This window comes from Massilia litorea, assembly GCF_015101885.1.
Classification (GTDB): domain Bacteria; phylum Pseudomonadota; class Gammaproteobacteria; order Burkholderiales; family Burkholderiaceae_D; genus Telluria; species Telluria litorea.
In genome coordinates this window covers 4,775,727-4,796,051 of sequence record NZ_CP062941.1, presented here as the reverse complement: position 1 = coordinate 4,796,051, position 20,325 = coordinate 4,775,727, and the positions used below count along the sequence as shown (strand labels likewise).

General features: G+C 66.8%; 16 protein-coding genes and 1 other RNA gene. 13 read left to right on the top strand and 4 right to left on the bottom strand.

What is annotated here, in order from left to right; all coding sequences use genetic code 11:
* Positions 1–155: 155 nt before the first annotated feature.
* From ribBA to nusB, 3 genes are read left to right on the top strand one after another with little or no spacing between them, the layout of a single operon-like run.
* Positions 156–1,268, top strand: coding sequence for a bifunctional 3,4-dihydroxy-2-butanone-4-phosphate synthase/GTP cyclohydrolase II (ribBA, locus tag LPB04_RS21565; protein WP_193686487.1), 1,113 nt, complete (start codon positions 156–158; stop codon positions 1,266–1,268).
* A 50-nt stretch (positions 1,269–1,318) separates the two neighbouring features.
* Entirely contained in the window at positions 1,319–1,804 is a 486-nt protein-coding gene (ribH, locus tag LPB04_RS21560; protein WP_056339428.1) for a 6,7-dimethyl-8-ribityllumazine synthase, read from the top strand.
* 13 nt (positions 1,805–1,817) lie between these two features.
* Positions 1,818–2,288 carry a transcription antitermination factor NusB gene (nusB, locus tag LPB04_RS21555; RefSeq protein ID WP_193686486.1) on the top strand — a complete coding sequence of 157 codons (471 nt, stop codon included), beginning with the start codon at positions 1,818–1,820 and terminating at the stop codon, positions 2,286–2,288.
* Between the two features lie 347 nt (positions 2,289–2,635).
* Here nusB and LPB04_RS21550 read toward each other — a convergent pair whose 3' ends face one another.
* Positions 2,636–3,439: a transglycosylase SLT domain-containing protein gene (locus LPB04_RS21550; protein ID WP_227496779.1), complete on the bottom strand. Its 804-nt coding sequence runs from the start codon at positions 3,437–3,439 to the stop codon at positions 2,636–2,638.
* 569 nt (positions 3,440–4,008) lie between these two features.
* Between LPB04_RS21550 and ubiD the strand changes: the two genes are divergently transcribed.
* The 9 genes from ubiD (at position 4,009) to LPB04_RS21505 (ending at position 12,038) form a co-directional block, all read left to right on the top strand.
* On the top strand, positions 4,009–5,508 hold the full coding sequence (gene ubiD, locus LPB04_RS21545; RefSeq protein ID WP_193686484.1) for a 4-hydroxy-3-polyprenylbenzoate decarboxylase: 1,500 nt from the start codon (positions 4,009–4,011) through the stop codon (positions 5,506–5,508).
* Positions 5,509–5,615: 107 nt separating this feature from the next.
* On the top strand, positions 5,616–6,302 hold the full coding sequence (locus tag LPB04_RS21540) for a type 1 glutamine amidotransferase domain-containing protein (RefSeq protein WP_193686483.1): 687 nt from the start codon (positions 5,616–5,618) through the stop codon (positions 6,300–6,302).
* Positions 6,303–6,355: 53 nt separating this feature from the next.
* Positions 6,356–6,454, top strand: an RNA gene (gene ffs / locus LPB04_RS21535) — signal recognition particle sRNA small type.
* A 148-nt stretch (positions 6,455–6,602) separates the two neighbouring features.
* Entirely contained in the window at positions 6,603–8,750 is a 2,148-nt protein-coding gene (locus tag LPB04_RS21530; RefSeq protein WP_193686482.1) for a DNA polymerase III subunit gamma/tau, read from the top strand.
* Between the two features lie 37 nt (positions 8,751–8,787).
* Positions 8,788–9,117 carry a YbaB/EbfC family nucleoid-associated protein gene (locus LPB04_RS21525; RefSeq protein ID WP_193686481.1) on the top strand — a complete coding sequence of 110 codons (330 nt, stop codon included), beginning with the start codon at positions 8,788–8,790 and terminating at the stop codon, positions 9,115–9,117.
* Between the two features lie 10 nt (positions 9,118–9,127).
* Entirely contained in the window at positions 9,128–9,418 is a 291-nt protein-coding gene (locus tag LPB04_RS21520) for a YciI family protein (RefSeq protein WP_193686480.1), read from the top strand.
* A gap of 1 nt (position 9,419) precedes the next feature.
* Positions 9,420–10,010, top strand: coding sequence for a recombination mediator RecR (recR, locus tag LPB04_RS21515; RefSeq protein WP_193686479.1), 591 nt, complete (start codon positions 9,420–9,422; stop codon positions 10,008–10,010).
* Between the two features lie 107 nt (positions 10,011–10,117).
* Positions 10,118–11,254: a glycosyltransferase family 4 protein gene (locus tag LPB04_RS21510; RefSeq protein WP_193686478.1), complete on the top strand. Its 1,137-nt coding sequence runs from the start codon at positions 10,118–10,120 to the stop codon at positions 11,252–11,254.
* Positions 11,241–12,038: a polysaccharide deacetylase family protein gene (locus tag LPB04_RS21505; protein WP_227496526.1), complete on the top strand. Its 798-nt coding sequence runs from the start codon at positions 11,241–11,243 to the stop codon at positions 12,036–12,038. The genes LPB04_RS21510 and LPB04_RS21505 overlap by 14 nt, the downstream gene beginning before the upstream one ends.
* 62 nt (positions 12,039–12,100) lie before the next feature.
* Here LPB04_RS21505 and LPB04_RS21500 read toward each other — a convergent pair whose 3' ends face one another.
* Positions 12,101–12,385 (bottom strand): hypothetical protein, encoded by a 285-nt coding sequence (locus LPB04_RS21500; protein WP_193686477.1) that lies wholly within the window; start codon positions 12,383–12,385, stop codon positions 12,101–12,103.
* A 202-nt stretch (positions 12,386–12,587) separates the two neighbouring features.
* Between LPB04_RS21500 and LPB04_RS21495 the strand changes: the two genes are divergently transcribed.
* Positions 12,588–15,008: a penicillin acylase family protein gene (locus LPB04_RS21495; protein ID WP_193686476.1), complete on the top strand. Its 2,421-nt coding sequence runs from the start codon at positions 12,588–12,590 to the stop codon at positions 15,006–15,008.
* A 53-nt stretch (positions 15,009–15,061) separates the two neighbouring features.
* Here LPB04_RS21495 and LPB04_RS21490 read toward each other — a convergent pair whose 3' ends face one another.
* On the bottom strand, positions 15,062–17,254 hold the full coding sequence (locus tag LPB04_RS21490; protein WP_193689136.1) for a putative bifunctional diguanylate cyclase/phosphodiesterase: 2,193 nt from the start codon (positions 17,252–17,254) through the stop codon (positions 15,062–15,064).
* Entirely contained in the window at positions 17,254–20,076 is a 2,823-nt protein-coding gene (locus LPB04_RS21485; protein ID WP_193686475.1) for a response regulator, read from the bottom strand. The genes LPB04_RS21490 and LPB04_RS21485 overlap by 1 nt, the downstream gene beginning before the upstream one ends.
* Between the last annotated feature and the right edge of the window lie 249 nt (positions 20,077–20,325).

Below are 20,325 nucleotides of genomic sequence, written 5' to 3'. Positions count from 1 at the left end.
CTTTGTTGCAGTGGTGCAACGATCGATATATTCCGTATATTGCTTCCCGTTTCTATTTCTTCTGCCGAGTTCCCTGCATCGACTCGGTTGAAACGCGGTAAATCCTTTAAAATAGCGGATTGCGCACGATGCGTCATCGTTTCAAGGAATTTCGAATGTCTATCTCCAGCACCCAGGAAATCGTTGCCGAACTTCGCGCCGGCCGCATGGTCATTTTGGTCGATGAAGAAGACCGCGAGAACGAGGGTGACCTGGTCCTGGCGGCGGACTTCGTCACCCCGGAGGCGATCAATTTCATGATCCGCCACGCGCGCGGCCTGGTTTGCCTGACCCTGTCCGAAGAAATCTGCGACAAGCTGGCACTGCCGATGATGACGACCCGCAACGGCACTTCCTTCGGCACCAATTTCACGGTCTCGATCGAAGCGGCCGAGGGCGTGACCACCGGCATCTCGGCGGCTGACCGGGCGCGCACCATCCAGGTGGCGGTGTCGAAAGGCGCCAAACCGGACGACCTGGTCCAGCCGGGCCATATCTTCCCGCTGCGCGCGGTGAAGGGTGGCGTCCTGATGCGCGCTGGCCACACCGAAGCCGGCTGCGACCTGACCGAAATGGGCGGCCTGACCCCGGCCTCGGTGATCTGCGAGATCATCAAGGAAGACGGCACCATGGCGCGCCTGCCGGACCTGATCGAGTTCGCGAAAGAACACAACCTGAAAATCGGCACCATCGCCGACCTGATCCACTACCGCAGCGAAAACGAGAGCCTGGTCGAGCGCGTTGCCGAGCGCACCCTGAACACGGCCCAAGGCGAATTCAAGCTGGTCGCCTACCGCGACAAGCCGAGCGGCTGCGCCCACCTGGCGATGGTGCACGGCGAGATCGGGCGCGACAACGAGGCCCTGGTGCGCGTGCACCAGCCGGTCTCGATCCTCGACGTGCTGGAACACCGCGCCACGACCCACTCCTGGACCATGGCCTCGGCGATGGAAGCGATCAAGAAGAGCGAATCGGGCGTCGTCGTGCTGCTGAACTGCGGCGAGACGGCCGAGCAGCTGTTCGCACAATTCACGTCGCTCGATGCGCCGGGCGCGCGTCCGACCGGCCGTGCGGCGACGATGGATCTGCGCACCTACGGCATCGGCGCGCAGATCCTAAAGGACCTCGGCGTCGGCAAGATGAAGCTGCTGGCCAATCCGCGCAAGATGCCGTCGATGACCGGTTTCGATCTCGAGGTCACCGGTTACATCGCCAGTCCATCGGCCTGACGCGGTACCATACACACTATTAATACGAACACACTAAGAAGAGGGCAGCCATGACGGTAGGAACTTATGAGAGCAACATGACAGGCGAGGACCTGCGCATCGGGATCGTGCAGGCGCGCTTCAATGCCGACGTCGGGCATGGCCTGCTGTCGTCCTGCCTGGCCGAACTGAAGCACCTGGGCGTGGCCGACGAGGACATCCTGCACGTGACCGTGCCGGGCGCGCTGGAAATCCCGCTGGCCCTGCAGAAGATGGCCGAAACCCAGCAGTTCGACGCCCTGATCGCGCTCGGCGCCGTCATCCGCGGCGAAACCTACCACTTCGAGCTGGTCTCGAACGAGTCGGGCGCCGGCATCACCCGCATCGGCCTGGACTACGGCATCCCGATCGCCAACGCCGTGCTGACCACCGAGACCGACGAGCAGGCCGAAGTGCGCATGGCGGAAAAGGGCGCCGATGCGGCCAAGGTTGCGGTCGAGATGGCCAACCTGCTGCTGGCGCTGGAAGAGCTGCACCCCGAGGAAGAAGAAGAGTAATCGAAGGACGAACATGACCGACAAGACCACCCACGCCAACCCGAGCAAGAACCGCACCCCGCGCCACCGCGCGCGCGAGTTCGCGCTCCAGGGCCTGTATCAATGGCTGCTGAATAACGAGCCATCGACCCAGGTGGCCAACAACATCCGCGCCGCCCACGGCTTCGACAAGGCCGACGGCGAGTATTTTTCGTCGCTGCTCAACGGCACGATCACGACCTCGGTCGAGCTGCGCGAAACGATCGCTCCGCTGATCGACCGCGCGGTCAGCGAACTGTCGCCGATCGAGCACGGCGTCCTGCTGCTGGGCGCCTTCGAACTGAAGAACCACCCGGAAATCCCATACCGCGTCGTGATTAACGAAGCGGTCGAGCTGACCAAGTCCTTCGGCGGCATCGACGGCCACAAGTACGTCAACGGCGTGCTCGATAAACTGGCCTCGAAACTGCGTCCGGAAGAAGTCGGCGCCGACGCGCGGCGTTAATTTCCCTCTGTATATATAGTAGGGCTGGCGAAAAGCCACCGTTGCCGAAAGGCGCGGTGGCTTTTTTGTGGGCTCCGAAAAGGCGATGTCGTATTCGCTCTTTGTTGACAGCAGCGCACCGTAGGGTGGACTCCTGAGTCCACGCGTTCGTGCTCATGCATTGGTATAACGTATCTGCGAGGCCACAAATGGGTGCACAAATGCCGCGGCGAGTATCCACGAGCTATGGGTATTCGTCTGCACGGAACGCGTGGGCTCAAGAGCCCACCCTACGGTGCGCGATCGTCCCGACTCATCAATAAAAAAGCCACCGCAAGCGGTGGCGTGAGGAGCGTACGAGCTTCACCTTACAGCGTCGCCAGCGCCTCCGTTTTCGGCTCCGCAGCCGGTTCCGCGGCTTTCGGGGCCGCCGGCGCGGCAGGCGCCGCCTTGACGACCATCTGCGTCGGTGCCGGTGGGGTCACCGTCGGGACCTTCTTGCCACCTGCAACCATTTTCAGTCGCTTGTATTCGGCCAGCACCTTGGCGCCATAACCCGAGTCGTCCTCCATGTCGGCCGCGCCGACATAGGTCTTCAGGCCGCCTTCGACCGAACCCGTGCGCTTCACGTAGTCCTTCAGGATCTGCGCGCCGACACGGATATTGGCGACCGGATCCAGGGCCGCCTCGGCGCCGCCGACTTCCTCGAACTTGTCGTGGTGGACCTTGGCCATCACCTGCATCAGGCCCTTGGCGCCCATCGGGCTTTCCGCGAACGGGTTCAGGCCCGATTCGATGACCATCACGGCCAGGATCAGCAGGGGATCGAGCTTCATCTCATGGGCCGTCGTGTAGGCCGTCGAAACGAGCATGTTGGCCGCGTCGCCGGCCACCCGGTAGCGCTTGGCGAGCCAGGAGGTGACGTTCTGCTGCTGCTTGCTGTTGGCGAGGACTTTGAGCTCGGCCCGGTCTTGCGTTGCGTCCAGTGCGGCCTCCTTGGCCGGCGCTGGGGTGGCGGTCGCGACGGTTGCACCAGCAGGTGCGGCGGCGACGGTTTCAGAATGCAGCAGTTCCGAAACTTTTTTTGCTGCATCCGGGTTCGTGTAGAGCAGGGTCAGTACTGCCACTGCCGAGAGACCGAACACGGTCAGGGTGTGCTGCATTGTGGTCAACAAACCACGCGCCGTTTTTGCCACTTGTGAAAACGTGACTGGCTGGCTGGCCAATTGGACGAGCTTTGCGCTCGAACCGAACAAACGATTGATCATCGAAGTCCCCTTTGTCGCGGCGAAAAGGATCCCGTCGCGGCGCATGGAGCGCTACGGAGGTACCAATGCCGTGCATCAGAAAAATCGTCAGGGCTTCCAGTGCGGAAGACCAAAACGCCGTCATTGCTTTGCTTCAGCTGGCCGTTGTCCCAGGGCGGGTGCGGTCCAGTGGCTCAACAACTGTCTCGGGGGTTCAGGCAGACGCCTGGTGGAAACACTCCTTAAAAATGTCGTTGGGGCCCCGACCCCGTGAAGTTATGAGAAGCGGCTACAATCTGCTTTTTAAATGGCCGTCTCATCAAGTAGGTGCGATTGTAGGAGGTCGTTTATACCAAGTCAATACTAGCACGAACGCGCCTTATAACTTTTAGATCTGACTTTTCTAGCCACAGCTCAGCAATACCTTGCCAAATCAAACACTTGGCGGCGCAATTTGATTAACCGCAAGCAATCGAAAAAACAAGCAAAACTTGATGAAATATTCAGATCTTCGGGATTTTATGTCCCAACTGCAACTAAATGGTGATCTAAAGCGCGTAACTATGCCGGTTTCGACCCATCTCGAGATGACGGAAGTGGCCGATCGCGTGCTGCGCGCCGGCGGACCGGCCCTTTTGTTCGAAAAACCGACCGGGCCGGGCGGCGTAGCGCATACGATTCCGGTGCTGGCCAACCTGTTCGGCACGCCGCAGCGCGTTGCCCTCGGCATGGGCGCGGACGACGTCAGCGAACTGCGCCGCATCGGCCACGTACTGGCGCGCCTGAAGGAACCCGAGCCGCCGCGCGGCTTCAGGGACATCATGGGCCTCGGCTCCCTCGTCAAGGCAGTCTGGGACATGGCGCCGAAGGAAGTGAAGGGCGCCCCGTGCCAGGAAATCGTCTGGGAAGGGAATGACGTCGACCTGGCTCGCCTGCCGATCCAGCATTGCTGGCCGGGCGACATCGCGCCCCTGATCACCTGGGGTCTGGTGATCACGAAAGGTCCGAACAAGAAACGGCAGAACCTGGGCATCTACCGCCAGCAGGTACTGGGGCCGAACAAGGTCATCATGCGCTGGCTGGCCCACCGCGGCGGCGCGCTCGACTTCCGCGAACATGCGATCGCCAATCCGGGCCAGCCGTATCCGGTGGCCGTCGCCCTGGGCGCCGACCCGGCCACCATCCTCGGCGCGGTCACGCCGGTGCCGGACAGCCTGTCGGAATACCAGTTTGCGGGCCTGCTGCGCGGCCAGCGTACGACGCTGACGAAAGCCATCGGCAGCGAACTGCGCGTGCCGGCCTCGGCCGAGATCGTACTGGAAGGCCATATCTATCCGGATGCGAACCACCCGTCGGGCTTCGAGCATGCGCTGGAGGGGCCGTACGGCGACCATACCGGCTATTACAACGAGCAGGACAGTTTTCCGGTGTTCACGATCGACCGCATCACGATGCGGCGCGACCCGATCTACCACTCGACCTATACGGGCAAACCGCCTGACGAGCCGGCCGTGCTGGGCGTGGCGCTGAACGAGGTCTTCATTCCGCTGCTGCAAAAACAGTTCAGCGAAATCACGGACTTTTATCTGCCGCCGGAAGGCTGCAGCTACCGCATGGCCGTGGTGCAGATGAAGAAGCAGTACGCCGGGCACGCCAAGCGCGTCATGTTCGGGGTCTGGAGTTTCCTGCGCCAGTTCATGTATACGAAGTTCATCGTCGTGGTCGACGAAGATGTCGACGTGCGCGACTGGAAAGAGGTCATCTGGGCGATCACGACCCGGGTCGATCCGACGCGCGACACGGTACTGGTCGATAACACGCCCATCGATTACCTCGACTTCGCCTCGCCGATCAGCGGCCTCGGCAGCAAGATGGGTATTGATGCCACCAATAAATGGCCGGGGGAGACGAACCGGGAGTGGGGCACGCCGATCGTGATGTCACCGGAGATCAAGACGCGGGTGGATGCGATCTGGCAGGAATTGGGACTGTAAGGCGGGGACTGTAAGGCGGGGCTTGTAACGAGAGCGCCTTGCGTGCGTCGCGCGGGACGCCGTCCGGGTAGACTCGACCTTTGATCATGAACGCTCAAGGAGGCTCGATGAATATCCTGATGGTGCTGACCTCGCACGACCGCCTCGGCGACACCGGCAAGAAAACCGGCTTCTGGCTGGAAGAGTTCGCCGCTCCCTATTATGTATTCAAGGACGCCGGTGCGACCCTGACCCTGGCTTCGCCGCAGGGCGGCCAGCCGCCGCTCGACCCGAAGAGCGACGAACCGGATGCGCAGACCGAGGCGACCCGCCGTTTCCGCGGCGATCCTGCCGCACAAAAGGCGCTGGCGACCACCGTGAAACTGTCCGGCGTATCGGCAGAGAGTTTTGATGCCGTTTTCTATCCCGGCGGCCACGGTCCGCTGTGGGACCTGGCACAGGATGCCGATTCGATCCGCCTGATCGAAACGATGGCCGCCAGCGGCAAGCCGGTCGCCGCCGTCTGCCACGCGCCGGGCGTGCTGGGCCGCGTGAAAGGTCCGGATGGCGCGCCGCTGGTGAAGGGCAAGCGCGTCACCGGTTTTACTAATACGGAAGAGGCCGCCGTCGGCCTGACCGAGATCGTGCCCTTCCTGGTGGAGGACATGCTGGTGAAAAACGGTGGCCAGTACAGCAAGGCAGGGGATTGGGAACCGTATGTGGTCACCGACGGCTTGCTCGTTACCGGGCAGAATCCGGCATCGTCCGAGCCCGGCGCGCATGCCCTGCTGGCGCTGCTGAAACAGGGGCGCTGAGGCAGTTGCAAAGACCGGCCCCAAAACGCGCGGGGTCGGTTATAATGGCCGCTGGCGGGCCCCTGCGCATTGTGGCATGGTTTACCTGGTCAGGTCGGGAACGAAGCAGCCAAAGCCGTTCACCGCAAGTGCCGCAGATCAGGCTCGCCTCCTTCGTTTCTCTTCCGTTTCATCTCTCTCCATTCCCTTGCTGTTCTGTTGCTGCCGCTGCACGCCTGCCGCGTGGCCATGTCTGCCTGGCATGAGTGGACCTCTTCCTTGATTGTTCGCGCCGAGGCCCAACTGCGGTAAAATCGCGGTATGTCCTATCAAGTCCTCGCCCGCAAATACCGCCCCAAGAACTTCGAAACGCTGGTCGGCCAGGAGCACGTCGTGCGCGCGCTCACCCATGCGCTCGACACGGGCCGCCTGCACCACGCCTACCTGTTCACGGGCACCCGCGGCGTCGGCAAGACGACGCTCTCGCGTATCCTTGCCAAGTCGCTCAACTGCACCGGCCCTGACGGCACGGGCGGCATCACGGCCCAGCCTTGCGGAGTGTGCGAAGCCTGCCGCGCGATCGACGCCGGCCGCTTCGTCGACTATATAGAGATGGACGCCGCCTCCAACCGCGGCGTCGACGAGATGGCCCAGCTGCTCGAGCAGGCCGTCTACGCACCGAGCAATGCACGCTTCAAGGTCTACATGATCGACGAGGTGCACATGCTGACCAATCACGCGTTCAACTCGATGCTGAAAACGCTCGAGGAACCGCCCGAGCACGTCAAGTTCATCCTCGCCACCACCGACCCGCAAAAGATCCCGGTCACGGTGCTGTCGCGCTGCCTGCAGTTCAACCTGAAGCAGATGCCGCCGGGCCACATCGTCGGCCACCTGGAAAACATTTTGGGCCAGGAAGGCGTGAACTTCGAACAGCCGGCGCTGCGCCTGCTGGCGCAAGGCGCGCACGGCTCGATGCGCGATGCGCTCTCGCTGACCGACCAGGCGATTGCCTATGCCGCCGGCGCCGTGACGCTGGAAGCCGTGCAGGGCATGCTCGGCGCGCTCGACCAGTCCTACCTGGTGCGCCTGCTCGATGCCCTGGCGAACGAGAACGGCGCCGACCTGCTGGCCGTGGCCGACGAGATGGCCAGCCGCAGCCTGTCGTACAACGGTGCGCTGCAGGACCTCGGCACCTTGCTGCACCGGATCGCGCTGGCGCAGTCGGTGCCGGCCGCGGTGCCGCAGGATTTGCCCGAACTCGCCGACATCCTGCGCCTGGCCGAGGCCTTCGATCCGCAGGAAGTGCAGCTGTTCTACCAGATCGCCGTGCACGGCCGGAACGAAATCGGCCTCGCGCCGGACGAGTACGCCGGTTTCACCATGACCCTGCTGCGCATGCTGGCCTTCCGGCCGGGGCAGGGCGGGGCCGAGCGCATTGCTGCGCCGGCTGCCGCGGCCGCGCCACGGGCGGCGGCACCGGCGGCGCGTGCCGCGTCGGCGGCTGGTGCCAGCCCGGCCGCTGCGGCAGCCACCGCAGCCACCCCGGCCGCAGCGCCTCAGCGTCCGGCTGCACCAGCCAGCCCGGCGCCGGCCAATCCGGCACCCGCCATGAATTCGGCGCGCGCCGCGATCAATGCCGCGCTGGAAGCGGCCCGTGCCGCCTCCGGCCAGCGTGCGCCGGCCAAGCGCCCGGGCGCCGATGCAGCACCTGCGGCGCCTTCGGCTCCGGCAGCAACGGCGCGTCCGATCAACGTCGCTCCTGCCGGCGGCCAGCCTGGCGCCGGCCCGGCGCCGTCCGCGCCGGCGGCGCAGGCCACGCGTCCGGCTGCACCGCCCCCGCCGTGGGCTGGAGCTCAGCCGCAGCAGCCGCAGGCTATTGCCCGTCCGCAGGCACAGGGCCAGCAGCAGGCCGAGCGCGACGACGATGGACCGCCATCCTGGGTCACCGAATTTTCCGACGACACCGCCGTCGCCAACGAAGCCGCTGCCGTCGCTGCACCGGTCAGCGCGCCGGCAAGCAGCCGCGCGCCAGCCAAAGCACCGCACGAATACGTGGTCACGCCGGTGCCGGCGCTCGACTGGGACGGTAACTGGCCGGCGCTGGCCGCCACGCTGCCGCTGCGCGGCGTGTCGCAGCAGCTGGCCCTGCAGACCGAACTGATCGACTGCCATGCCGATGCGGGTTCGGCCCTGTTCCGCCTGCGCGTGCCGGTCGACACCCTGCGCGCCAGCGGCAACAGCGAAAAGCTGCAGGCGGCCTTGCAGGAGATTTTTGCCGGCAAGCGCATCACGGTCGAGACCGAGATCGGTCCGGTCTGGTACACGGCCAGCGCCGAAGCCAAGGCCGCGCGCGAAGAACGCCAGCGCCTGGCCGAAGCCATCGTCGCCGGCGATCCCTTCGTGCAGGAGATGGAACGCGTGCTGGGCGCCTTTGTCGTGCCCGGCTCGGTGCGTCCGCCGGTCTGAACACCCACTTTCAATCGATTTACTGGAGAACCACACCATGATGAAAAACCAGCTCGCAGGCTTGATGAAACAGGCGCAAGCCATGCAGGACAACATGAAGAAGGCGCAAGAGCAGCTGGCCCTCATCGAAGTCGAAGGCCAGTCGGGCGCCGGCCTGGTGAAGGTCACGATGACCTGCAAGAACGACGTCAAGCGCGTACAGATCGATCCGTCGCTGCTGGCCGACGACAAGGACATGCTGGAAGACCTGGTCGCCGCCGCCTTCAACGACGCCGTGCGCAAGGCCGAAGCGACCTCCGCCGAAAAGATGAGCGGCCTGACCGCCGGCATGCCTGGCCTGCCGCCCGGCTTCAAGATGCCGTTCTGATCGCGGCCTGATGTTTATTGTCTCGCTCACCTATACCGCGCCGCTCGCCAAGATCGATGCGCGCCTGGCCGCGCATCGCGAGTGGCTGGCGGGGCAGTACGCGGCCGGCATCTTTCTGATGTCCGGCGCCAGGGTGCCGCGCGACGGCGGCATCATCCTCGCGCGCGCGCCCAGCCGCGGGGCGCTGGAGCGGATCCTGAGCGAAGACCCGTTCGCGCTGGCCGACCTGGCGCGCTACGAGATCACCGAATTCACCCCGACCATGACGGCCGAGGCCTTCGACGCCTGGCGCGGGGTCTAGCGTGTCCAAATCCCTCGACTTCCTGACCGAGGCGCTGCGCCGCCTGCCGGGCATCGGTCCCAAGTCCGCCCAGCGCATGGCCTTCCACCTGCTGCAGCACGACCGCGAAGGGGCGGCGATGCTGTCGCGCGCGCTCTACCAGGCGGTCGACTCGGTGCACCACTGCGCCATGTGCAATACCTTCGCCGACACGGAGGTCTGCGAGATGTGCGCCGACGATGCGCGCGACCGCTCGCTGCTGTGCATCGTCGAAACCCCGGCCGACCAGATCATGATCGAGCAGACCTTGACCTACAAGGGCTTGTACTTCGTGCTGATGGGGCGCCTGTCGCCGCTGGACGGCATCGGGCCGAAGGACCTGCACCTCGACAAACTCGTCGGCCGCGCGGCGGACGGCGTCGTCGTCGAAGTGGTGTTGGCGACCAATTTCACGAACGAAGGCGAAGCGACCGCGCACTACATCAGCGAAATGCTGAAGGCGCGCGGGTTGAAGGTCAGCCGCCTCGCGCGCGGCGTTCCCGTGGGCGGCGAGCTCGAGTATGTCGACGCCGGCACGATAGCGCGCGCCATGCTCGACCGCCGCAGCGCATAATCTTGAACAAATCCCACTAAGCAGCGGCGCCAGTGGCGTTTGCGTGCGCGCAATCCAGATCGAAAGTCCGCTGCTATCGTGGGCTGAATCCAAGCGGACCTGCGAGCATGCACCTAGTCGACATCACGATGTTCTACGCTGCCGAAGGCAACGGCGTGAGCACCTACCTGAACGCCAAGGCACGCTGGCTGGCGCGGAACAGCCGCGTCCGGCACACCATCCTCAGCCCGAACGTCGACAGCGGCGGCGATGCGCCGGCGCTGGTGCGCGTGCCGGCCTTTGCGCTACCCGGCATCAACGGCTTCCGCATGCCGACCTCGGTACGCGCGCCCGCACGCCTGCTGCGCCAGGCGAAACCCGACCTGATCGAAGCCGGCGATGCCGGCCACAGCGCCTGGGCCGCCTTGCAACTGCGTCGTCGCCTCGGCGTGCCGGCGATCGCCTTCTACCATTCCGACCTGCCGCGCCTGGTGGGGCCGCGCTTCGGCCACACTGCGGAGGGCGTCACCTGCAAATACCTGTCCCATTTATACCGCCAGTTCGACCTCGTGCTCGCGCCCAGCCGCGTCATGGTCGAGCAGCTGCACGCGATGGGCGTGCCGGACGCCTGCCACCAGCCGCTCGGCATCGACAGCAGCGTCTTCCATCCGGCGCGCCGGGTCGAGACCCTGCGCGCGCACCTGCGCCTGCCCGACAATGCGCGCCTGCTGGTGTATGCGGGGCGATTCACGGCGGAGAAGAAACTGCCGCTGCTGATCGACGCAGTGCGCAAACTCGGCCGGCCGTATCATTTGCTGATGATCGGCGGCGGACTCGAACTGCCGCGCTACCCGCAGATCACCTATGTTCCCTTCAAGCGCAACCAGCGCCACCTGGCGCGCCTGCTGGCCAGCTGCGACGTGCTGGTCCATCCGGGCGACCGCGAAACCTTCGGCCTGATCGTGCTGGAAGCGATGGCCTGCGGCCTGCCGGTCGTGGCCACCAGCGGCGGCGGCGTGGCCGAGCTGGTGGACGAGCACACGGGCCTGCTGGCCGAGCCGAACTGCGTCGACAGCCTGGCCGGCGCCATCGAAGCCGCCTATGCGCGCGACCTGGGAACGATGGGGGCCAACGCGCGGCGCAAGGCGGCGGAGTGTTACGACTGGAACCAGATCCTGCCGCAGGTGATGCGGCGCTACCACGCCGTGCTCGGCACACGCGGGCAGGACGAACCCGGAGCGAGGAGCATCTGTGTCACCGATTGAACGCCGTCTGCCGGCCGAGGAAGCACCCATGCTGTGCGTGTCGATCCACGATGTCGCGCCCGGCACCTGGGAGGAGTGCGCGCGCCTGGCGCGGGCCATGCGCAGCGTCGCCGAGATGCGCCTGACCTGGCTGGTCGTGCCGCGCTACCACGACCGTGTCGAGGACGAGCACGCGATGCGCCGTGGGCTCGATGCGGCGCTGGAGCGCGGCGATGAGCTTGCGCTGCACGGCTATACCCACCTCGACACCGCGCGCAGGGCGGATGGCTTGCGCCAGCGTTTCCTGCGCGGCGTCTACACCCAGCGCGAAGGCGAGTTCGCGGCGCTGGCCGCCGAGGAGGCGCGCGAGCGGATCGCGCTCGGCCTCGAATGGTTCCGCCAGCGCGACTGGCCGGTCGCCGGCTTCGTGCCGCCGGCCTGGCTGCTCGGGGAGGCCGCCTGGCGTGTGCTGCCGGAGTTCGCGTTTTCGTACACGACCACGTTTACGCGCTTTCACCTGCTGCGCCAGGGCCGCTCGGTGTTCGCGCCTTCGCTCGTGTACACGGCGAGGAACCGGACGGGGAGGGCCGTGTCGCCGGTCCTGGCGAGTGCGGCCGCGCGCTGCCTGGCAGGCGGGCCGCTGATGCGCCTGTCGCTGCACCCGCCGGACGTGCGCCATCCGCACCTGGTCGCGCATGCCCAGCGCCTGGTCGAGCGCATGCTGGCCACGCGCGAGGCGGTCACGAAAGCCGAGTGCGCGCGGCGCCTGCTGGCGCTGTCGCCGGCGCCGCTGTATCAGGCGTAGGAAGGCATACCTTACCTTGGCGTTCCGGGTGCCGGGTCAGGCGCCCAGGATGATCCTGCTGCTTACCAGCCGCGCCCCCAGAATCCGCCGCCCCAGTAGCGTCCGCCCCAGCCCGGACCATATCCGGGATAGCCGTTGCCGTAACGCTGCATCTCATCCTTGGCGCTCAGGCTGATGATGCAGTTGCGCCATTGGTCGGATTGCTGGGCATAGCCGAGCCGGTCGCAGGCCGGTCCGTAGATGGCGATCATCTCCGCCATTTCCGCCTGTTTGCGCGCCGCCCGTTCCTGCGGAGTGGCGCAGGCGCTCAGCAGTAGCACTGCCGAAAGGACGATGTAAGTACGCATTGCGAGCTCCTTTGCGGTGAACACTTCACCGGATTCGAGCTTAGCGCAAGAAGCAGAACACTGCTCGATCCGCTCCAATCGGGCGCCCCTTTCACGCGCACCTTTCAAGGTTCATGCGCGGCGCATGGAATCGCGGCCATGGCTATCTCAAGTGTGGTTTTTCTGGCAAGATCATCCGGACAAACAACACACCGGGGGAGCGATGCGAGCACGCCGCTGGAAAGCCTGGACCTGGCGCCTGGCGCTCATCCTGCCTGGCCTGGCGCTGCTGGCCTGCCTCGGCGCCTGGCTCCTGCTGCGCGCCAGCCTGGCGCAAGGCGACGGCAGGCGCGAGGTGGCGGGCATCGCGCGCCCGGTCACGGTTGCGCGCGACGAAGCCGGCGTACCGCTGATCCGCGGCAGCAGCCGCCTCGATGTCGCCTGGGCCACCGGTTTCGTCCATGCCCAGGAACGCTTTTTCCAGATGGACCTGCTGCGCCGCACCGCCGGCGGTGAGCTGGCCGAGCTGTTCGGACCGCGCGCGCTGCCGCTCGACCGCGCGCGCCGCCTGCACCGCTTCCGCGCCCGTGCCGCGCGCGCGCTCGCCGACCTGGCGCCGGCCGAGCGCGCCTTCGTCGACCGCTACGTGGCCGGCGTCAACGCAGGCATGGGCGCGCTCGGTGCGCGGCCTTTCGAATACCTGTTGACCGGCACCGCACCGGCGCCCTGGCGCGCCGAGGACTCGCTGCTGGCGGTGTGGGCGATGTTCATCGACCTGCAGGGCAGCCAGGAGCCGCGCGAACTCGCGCGCGGCTGGCTGCGCGACCACAGCGATGCCGCGCAGCTGGCCTTCCTGCTGCCGCAGGCGACGCATTGGGACGCGCCGCTCGATGCCGCCGGCGCACCTTCCGAAGCGCCGCTGCCGGCGAGGGCACCCGCCTGGTGGGGCGCCAGGCCGGCGCAGTCAGCGCCGCTGGCCCTGCTGGGACGCGGCGATATCGTCGGCAGCAATAATTATGCGATCGCCGGCAGCCGCAGCACGACGGGTGCGGCGATCGTCGCCGACGACATGCACCTGGGCCTGCAGTTGCCGAACATCTGGTACCGGCTGGCGTTCGTGTATCCGGACGGGCATGGCGGCGAGCGCCGCCTGGTCGGGGTGACGCTGCCGGGCGCGCCGCCGCTGGTCATCGCCGGCAGCAATGGCAAGGTGGCCTGGGGCTTCACCAACAGCTATGGCGATTACCTGGACCTGGTCGAAGTCGGGTTCGACGCCGCGCATCCCGGGCAGGTGCGCACGCCCCAGGGCTGGGAACAGCCGGTGGAACGCGTCGAGACGATCGCCGTGAAGGGCGCGCCGGCCGAGCAGCTGACCGTGCGCGAGACCGGCCTCGGGCCGCTGCGCCAGGCCGGCGGCAAGACCTGGGCCCTGCACTGGGTCGCGCACGCGCCGGGCGCCGTCAACCTGAATCACCTGCGCCTGGAGGAGGCGGCCTCGCTCGAGGCGGCGCTGGCGATCGCCGCGAGCGACGGCATCCCGGCCCAGAATTTCGTCGCCGGCGACGCCGCCGGGAATATCGGCTGGACGATCGCCGGCCGCCTGCCGCGTCGCGCCGCCGATGCGTACGGCGCCAGCTTCCCGCTGGCCGCCGGCGCCGCCACGCCGACTTGGGATGGCTTGCTGGCCCCGGAAAGCTATCCGCGCGTGGTCAATCCGCGTGACGGCCAGCTCTCGACGGCCAACAATCGCCAGTTGATGGGAGCGCAGAGCGCACTGCTCGGCGACGGCGGCTTCGACCTCGGGGCGCGCGGCAGCCAGCTGCGCGACCGCCTGCGCCGCCTCGGCCCGCGCACCGACGAACAGGGCGCCTTTGCGGTGGCGCTCGACGACCGCGCGCTCTTCATCGCGGACTGGCGCCGGCGCGCGCTCGCCGTGCTCGACCAGGCGGCGATCGCGGACCACCCGCGCCGCGCCGCCTTCCGCCGCCTGCTGGAGACCAGCTGGAACGGCCATGCCGACGTCGATTCGGTCGGTTACCGGCTGGCGCGCAACTTCATGTGGGCGCTGCACGACATCCTGTTCGAAGGCCTCGATGCGCAACTGGCGAATCTTGACCCGAAGGCGGCGATGGCGCTGGCCAATCCGCGCTGGCCGGCCCTGGTTGCGCGCCTGCTCGACGAAGGGCCGGCCGGCTGGCTGCCGCCGGGGCAGGGCAGCTGGCGCGCGCTGCAGCTGGCCGCGATCGACCGCGTCCTCTCCGAGCTCGAGGCCGCGGGCGTGCCGCTCGAGCGGGCGACCTGGGGCGCGCGCAACCGGGCGGCGTTTGCCCATCCGATCGCGCTGGCGCTGCCCTTTCTCGGCGCCTGGCTCGGCGTGCCGCCCGACCAGCTGGCCGGCGACGCCCACATGCCGCGCGTGGCCGGGCCGAAGTTCGGACAGTCGGAACGGATGACGGTATCGCCCGGACACGAGGAGGAGGGACTGTTCAACATGCCCGGCGGGCAGAGCGGCCATCCGTTGTCGCCTTATTTCCTGCACGGGCATGCCGACTGGGTGCAGGGCCGGCCCGTGCCGCTGCTGCCCGGGCCGGCGCGCCATACCCTGACGCTGGTGCCGGCGCGCGATGTCACCCTGCCGCGCTAACGCGTGGGCGGCGCCAGGCGCAGGTGCCGGGCGTCCGGGTGGAGCCGCTCAGCCTACGGCGATGGCAGTGCCGGCAGCGCCGGCAGTGTCGCTTTGAGCTGGCCAAGCATCTGGGTGATGGTGTCGGCGCTCGACGGATGGCCGAGGAAGTAGCCCTGCACCAGGTCGCAGCCGTACTCTTCGAGCAGCACCAGCTGCTCGTCGGTCTCGACCCCTTCGGCCACCACCGCCATTTTCAGGCCATGGGCCATGGCGATGATGGCGCGCGTGATCGCCGCGTTCTCCGAGTCCTGCGGCAGGCCGCAGATGAAGCTGCGGTCGATTTTGAGGGCGCGCACATCGAAGCGCTTCAAATAATTCATCGATGAGTAGCCGGTGCCGAAATCGTCGATCGACAGGTAGACGCCGATGCCGCGCAGCTGCTCGAGCGTGGCCAGGGTCGCCTTGGCGTCGTCCATCAGCGTGCCCTCGGTCAGCTCGAGTTCGAGCAGTTTGGGGTCGAGCCCCGTCTCGTCGAGTGCGGAGAGCACGATCTGCGACAGGTTCTCGTCCTTGAACTGTTTGGCCGACAGGTTCACCGCCATCCGCACCGAACGGTGCAGGGCGCGCTGCCAGGCGCGCGCCTGGTTGCAGGCGGTGCGCAGCACCCATTCGCCGATCGGCACGATCAGGCCCGTTTCCTCGGCCAGCGGAATGAATTCGGTCGGCGAGATGATGCCGCGCTCCGGATGGCGCCAGCGCACCAGGGCCTCGACGCCGACGATCTCGAGCGAACGCACGTCGAGCTGCGGCTGGTACAGCAGGTACAGCTCGTTGTTCTGCAAGGCCTTGCGCAGGCCGACTTCGAGCTTCACATGGCTCATGATCTGCATGGTCAGCGAAGAGCTGTACAGCTTGGCGTTGTTCTTGCCGCAGTTCTTGGCGTGGTACATGGCCGTGTCGGCAAACTTGAGCAGCGAATTGCAGTCGTCGCCGTCTTCCGGGAACAGCGAGATGCCGATGCTGGCGGTGACGAAGATCTCGTTGCCGTCGATGAGGAAGGGGCGGCGCATCGCTTCCTTCACCCGGTGCGCGACATTCAGGGCATGCTCGACGCGCTCGAGGTCGGGAATCAGGATCGTGAATTCGTCACCGCCCAGGCGCGCCAGGTTGGTGGCCGAGGACACGTGGGCGGGAACCTCATTGTTCACCTCTTCGGGCAGCGCTTCGCTGCGCGAGACCAGGTCGCTCGGCCGGATCGTCTCGCGCAGGCGCTCGGAGACGATCTTCAACAGGTGGTCGCCGACGTTGTGCCCAAGCGTGTCGTTGATGCGTTTGAAGGCGTCGAGGTCCATGAACAGGACCGCGAACTTCTTGTTGCCGACTTTCGAGCGCTGCAGTTCGCGTTCCAGCGTCTCGAGGAAGGCCTGGCGGTTCGGAATGCCGGTCAGGCTGTCGCAATACGCCAGGCGCCGGATCTGCTCTTCGCTGCGCTTCCGCTCGCTGATGTCGCGCACCAGGCCCAGCACTTCGGATGGTCCGGTCGCCACCAGGCGCGCCTCGAAATGCTGGGTCGCACCGAAGCGAATCAATTCATATTCGATCGAGCGGATCTGCCGGGTACGGAGCGCATCCTGCAGCTGCTCCATCACGCGGCCGGCGATCTCCTTCGGCAGCACCTCCGAGATGTGGCGGCCGACGCAGCGCTCGCTGGTGAAGGGCACCGCGCCGTCGCGCTCGCGGCTGGGAAAGCCGCGGCCCGGTTCGTAATCGAGATAAAAGCCGTCGCGGTTCATGCGGAAGAAGGTGTCCGGAATCGCCGCCAGCACGGCGCGGTTCTGGGCATCCGCAATCCTCAGGCGCGCGATGGCGTCGCTGGCGCGCAGTACGTAGAGCACGCGGTGGCCGAGGATCGGCCAGTTGATCGGCTTCGAGACGAAGTCGGTGGCGCCGGCCTCGTAGGCGCTGGTCACCGCTTCGATGTCGTCGCCGCCGGTCACCATCACGATCGGCACCGAAGCGCCCGCACCCTCGCTGCGGCGGATCGCGCGGCAGGCGGCAAAGCCGTCCAGGTGCGGCATCTCGACGTCCATCAGGATCAGGTCGGGCCGGCGCTGCATCGCCAGGGCCAGCGCCTCGCGTCCGTCCGCCGCTTCGATGCCCTCCAGGCCGACCTGCTGCAGCATCTCGAGCATCAGGAGACGCATCACCGGATCGTCGTCGGCCACCAGCACGACACCGCGTTGTAGGGATGGGGAGGCTGGCATCATGTTTCCTTCACTAGCATGGTGTTCAGTGACTGCTGCACCGCCAGGAATTCTTCTTCCATGTCGGTCAGCAGGGTGGCCGCGCCGTCGACGCTGGCGTTGCGGCCCATCTGTTCGAGGTCCTTGCACAGGCGCGCCAGCGTCTCGGCGCCGACATTCGCGCTGGCCGACTTCAGGCTGTGCGCGACGCGGCGCACGGTATCGGCGTCCTCCCCGCCGACGGCCTGGCGCAGGGCGCGCAGGTGCTGCGGGGTGTCGCCGACATAGGCGGCAATCACCTTCTGCACCAGGGCGTCGCCGCCTTGCTGGCTGAGCGCGCGGATGTTCTCCAGCGCCCTGGCGTTGATGACGTCGCGCTGGATCACTTCGCGGACTTCCGGCGGCAGGGTCGGCACGGCCTCGTCGTGGTGCACGCTGGCCGCCAGCGGTATGGCGATCCAGCGTCCAATCACGCCGGCCAGTTCGGCCTGGGTGAACGGTTTCGACAGGTAGTCGTCCATGCCGGCCGCGAGGCAGGCTTCGCGGTCGCCCTGCAGCGCATTCGCGGTGATCGCGATGACCGGCAGCGTGCGCGGGCGGCCCGCCTCCTGCTCATCGCGCCGGATCGCCGCGGTGGCGGCAAAACCGTCCATCACCGGCATCTGGCAATCCATCAGCACCGCCTCGAAGCGAGTGGTGCGCGCGGCCTCCAAGGCCTGGAGACCGTTCTGCGCTACTTGCGCCTGCAGGCCGAGGCTCTCCAGCATCGCTTTCGCCACTTCGACGTTCACGGGATTGTCCTCGGCCAGCAGCACGCGCCGCACGCGTCCCGATCCTTCGCCGCGCTCGACCTTCGTCTGCGGCGGCGGCAGGAACTGCGGCGCCGGCGCAGTCGCCCCGCGCGGCCGGGTGCCGAGGCAGGCGAACAGGTCGGCCGCGCGCGCCGGCTCGATCAGCTGGTAGGCCACGCCCGCTTCGCGCCGCTGCACCGGGTCGGCCGCCAGGCGTTCGGGGCTGAGCAGGATGATGCGGGTCGGACGCGTGAGCGGGTCGGCCTTGATGGTCGCGGCCAGCAGCAGGCCGCTCGACTGGCTCAGCTCCATGTTCAGCACCGCGGCATCGAAGGGCTTGCCGGCGCGCGCGTCGCTCGCCAGGCGCTCGAGGGCGGCACGCGCGCTGGCGGCTTCCTCGCACACCAGCTCCCAGTCCGCCAGGTGGCGGGCCAGGGCGACGCGCGTGGTTTCGTCCTCATCGACCACCAGCACGCGCATGCCGCTCAGGGGGTGCTGCTGCCCGCCGGGCGCGTCCGGATCGACGCGGCGCTTGTCGAAGCTGACGGTGAACCAGAACACCGACCCCTGTTTGGCACCGTTGTCGACCCCGATCGCGCCGCCCATCAGTTCCACCAGCTGCCTGGAGATCGCCAGGCCCAGGCCCGTGCCGCCGAACTTGCGGGTGGTCGAATCGTCGGCCTGCGAGAATGCCTCGAACAGGCGTCCGCGCGCTTCGCGCGAAATGCCGATGCCGGTATCGTGGACCTCGAAGCGCAGCATCACCGCCTGGCTGTCTTCGCTCGCCACGCGCACGCGCGCCTCGATCCGGCCCTGCTCGGTGAACTTGATGGCGTTGCCGAGCAGGTTGGCCATGATCTGGCGCAGCCGGTTCGGGTCGCCGCAGATCGCGACCGGGATGTCGTTGGCGATGTCGAAGTCGAGCGCGATGCCCTTGTGCTGGGCCTGCGGCGTGTAGACCGTGTGGATGTCGTCCAGCAGGTCCCACAGGTTGAAATTGATGTATTCGATGGTGAGCTTGCCGGCCTCGATCTTCGAAAAATCGAGGATGTCGTTGATGATCACCAGCAGGTGCTCGCCCGAGCGCTTGACCAGGCGCGTGTAGTTGCGCTGGACCTCGGTGAGATGGGTCCCGAGCAGCATCTCGGTCATGCCCAGCACGCCGTTCATCGGGGTGCGGATCTCGTGGCTCATCGTGGCGAGGAAGGCGCTTTTTGCGCGGCTGGCCGCCTCGGCGGCGTTCTTGGCCCGCTCGAGCTGCTCGGTGCGCACCGACACCTGGCGTTCGAGTTCGTCGCGGTGCAGGCTGAGGGCGGCGCCGCGGCCTTCGATCTGGGCCAGCATGTCGTTGAAGCTGTTGATCAGGGTGCCGAGTTCGTCGCGCCGTTCGTGCGGCACACGCAGCGTGTAGTTCTGGCTGCTCGACACCTCTTGCGCGGTCTGGATCAGTTTCGTCACCGGGGCCGCGATGCTGCGGGTTAAACGCCGCGCCAGCACCAGCGATACCAGCAGCGATGCGCACATCGCCGCGCCCAGCACCCCGACGCTGCGCAGGATGTCGCGCCACATCGGCCGCAGGTCGGCTTCGATCACCAGCACCCCGACCTGGGCCTTGGCGCCTGCCACCTGCCGGTACAGGCGCATGCGCGGCGACCACAGGCGGGCGGTGTCGAGGTTCGCCAGTGCCAGCGTTTCCTCGTCGATCGTTTCGAGGGTGGCCGCCGGGTCCCCTCCGGCGTGGGCGGGGGCGCTGTAGGCGGCGAACAGCTTGCCCTTGCGGTCGTACAGCGCGGCCTGGGAGATTTCGCCCTTCGCTTCGAGCGAGGCGAGCAGGGTGCGCGCCAGGCTGCGGTCGTTGAACACGAGCGCGTCGGCGCTGTTGGCGGCCACCACGCCGGCCAGCGAGGACAGCTGCCGGCCCTCGTTTGCGCGCCCGTTCAGCACCGAGGCGACCGTAAAGGCGACGAAGACGCAGGCCAGGGCGACGCCGGTCGACAGCATCAACATCGTCGTCAGCTTGCGGTACAGGCTGGAGCGCGCGGAATTCAGCATAGAAGCATGGATGCGATCTGCGGAAGCGGCATGGCGGCACGGGCCGGCGCCGTTGAGCGAGCGCATGCCCTCCTTGCAGAAATGCAAATTCCTGCAGGAAAAAATATTACGGTGCTGGGGAGGGGGTGACCTTGCGGTGGCGCAAGGCAGGAGGGAAGGGGATGAATTGGCAACGGCGCGGCAACAGAGGGTTGCCGGGACGAAGGGTGGACGGCGCTGCCGTCCACCCCAAGGGTCAATGCGGTCCCT

What these genes read in the sequence shown, in the direction of transcription:
- LPB04_RS21540 (WP_193686483.1), top strand. Translation starts at nt 5,616, where the DNA reads ATGAATATCCTGATGGTGCTGACCTCGCACGACCGCCTCGGCGACACC.
- LPB04_RS21500 (WP_193686477.1), bottom strand. Translation starts at nt 12,385, where the DNA reads ATGCGTACTTACATCGTCCTTTCGGCAGTGCTACTGCTGAGCGCCTGC.
- ribH (WP_056339428.1), top strand. Translation starts at nt 1,319, where the DNA reads ATGACGGTAGGAACTTATGAGAGCAACATGACAGGCGAGGACCTGCGC.
- LPB04_RS21520 (WP_193686480.1), top strand. Translation starts at nt 9,128, where the DNA reads ATGTTTATTGTCTCGCTCACCTATACCGCGCCGCTCGCCAAGATCGAT.
- ribBA (WP_193686487.1), top strand. Translation starts at nt 156, where the DNA reads ATGTCTATCTCCAGCACCCAGGAAATCGTTGCCGAACTTCGCGCCGGC.
- LPB04_RS21530 (WP_193686482.1), top strand. Translation starts at nt 6,603, where the DNA reads ATGTCCTATCAAGTCCTCGCCCGCAAATACCGCCCCAAGAACTTCGAA.
- LPB04_RS21525 (WP_193686481.1), top strand. Translation starts at nt 8,788, where the DNA reads ATGATGAAAAACCAGCTCGCAGGCTTGATGAAACAGGCGCAAGCCATG.
- LPB04_RS21495 (WP_193686476.1), top strand. Translation starts at nt 12,588, where the DNA reads ATGCGAGCACGCCGCTGGAAAGCCTGGACCTGGCGCCTGGCGCTCATC.
- nusB (WP_193686486.1), top strand. Translation starts at nt 1,818, where the DNA reads ATGACCGACAAGACCACCCACGCCAACCCGAGCAAGAACCGCACCCCG.
- ubiD (WP_193686484.1), top strand. Translation starts at nt 4,009, where the DNA reads ATGAAATATTCAGATCTTCGGGATTTTATGTCCCAACTGCAACTAAAT.
- LPB04_RS21490 (WP_193689136.1), bottom strand. Translation starts at nt 17,254, where the DNA reads ATGCCAGCCTCCCCATCCCTACAACGCGGTGTCGTGCTGGTGGCCGAC.
- LPB04_RS21510 (WP_193686478.1), top strand. Translation starts at nt 10,118, where the DNA reads ATGCACCTAGTCGACATCACGATGTTCTACGCTGCCGAAGGCAACGGC.
- LPB04_RS21485 (WP_193686475.1), bottom strand. Translation starts at nt 20,076, where the DNA reads ATGCTGAATTCCGCGCGCTCCAGCCTGTACCGCAAGCTGACGACGATG.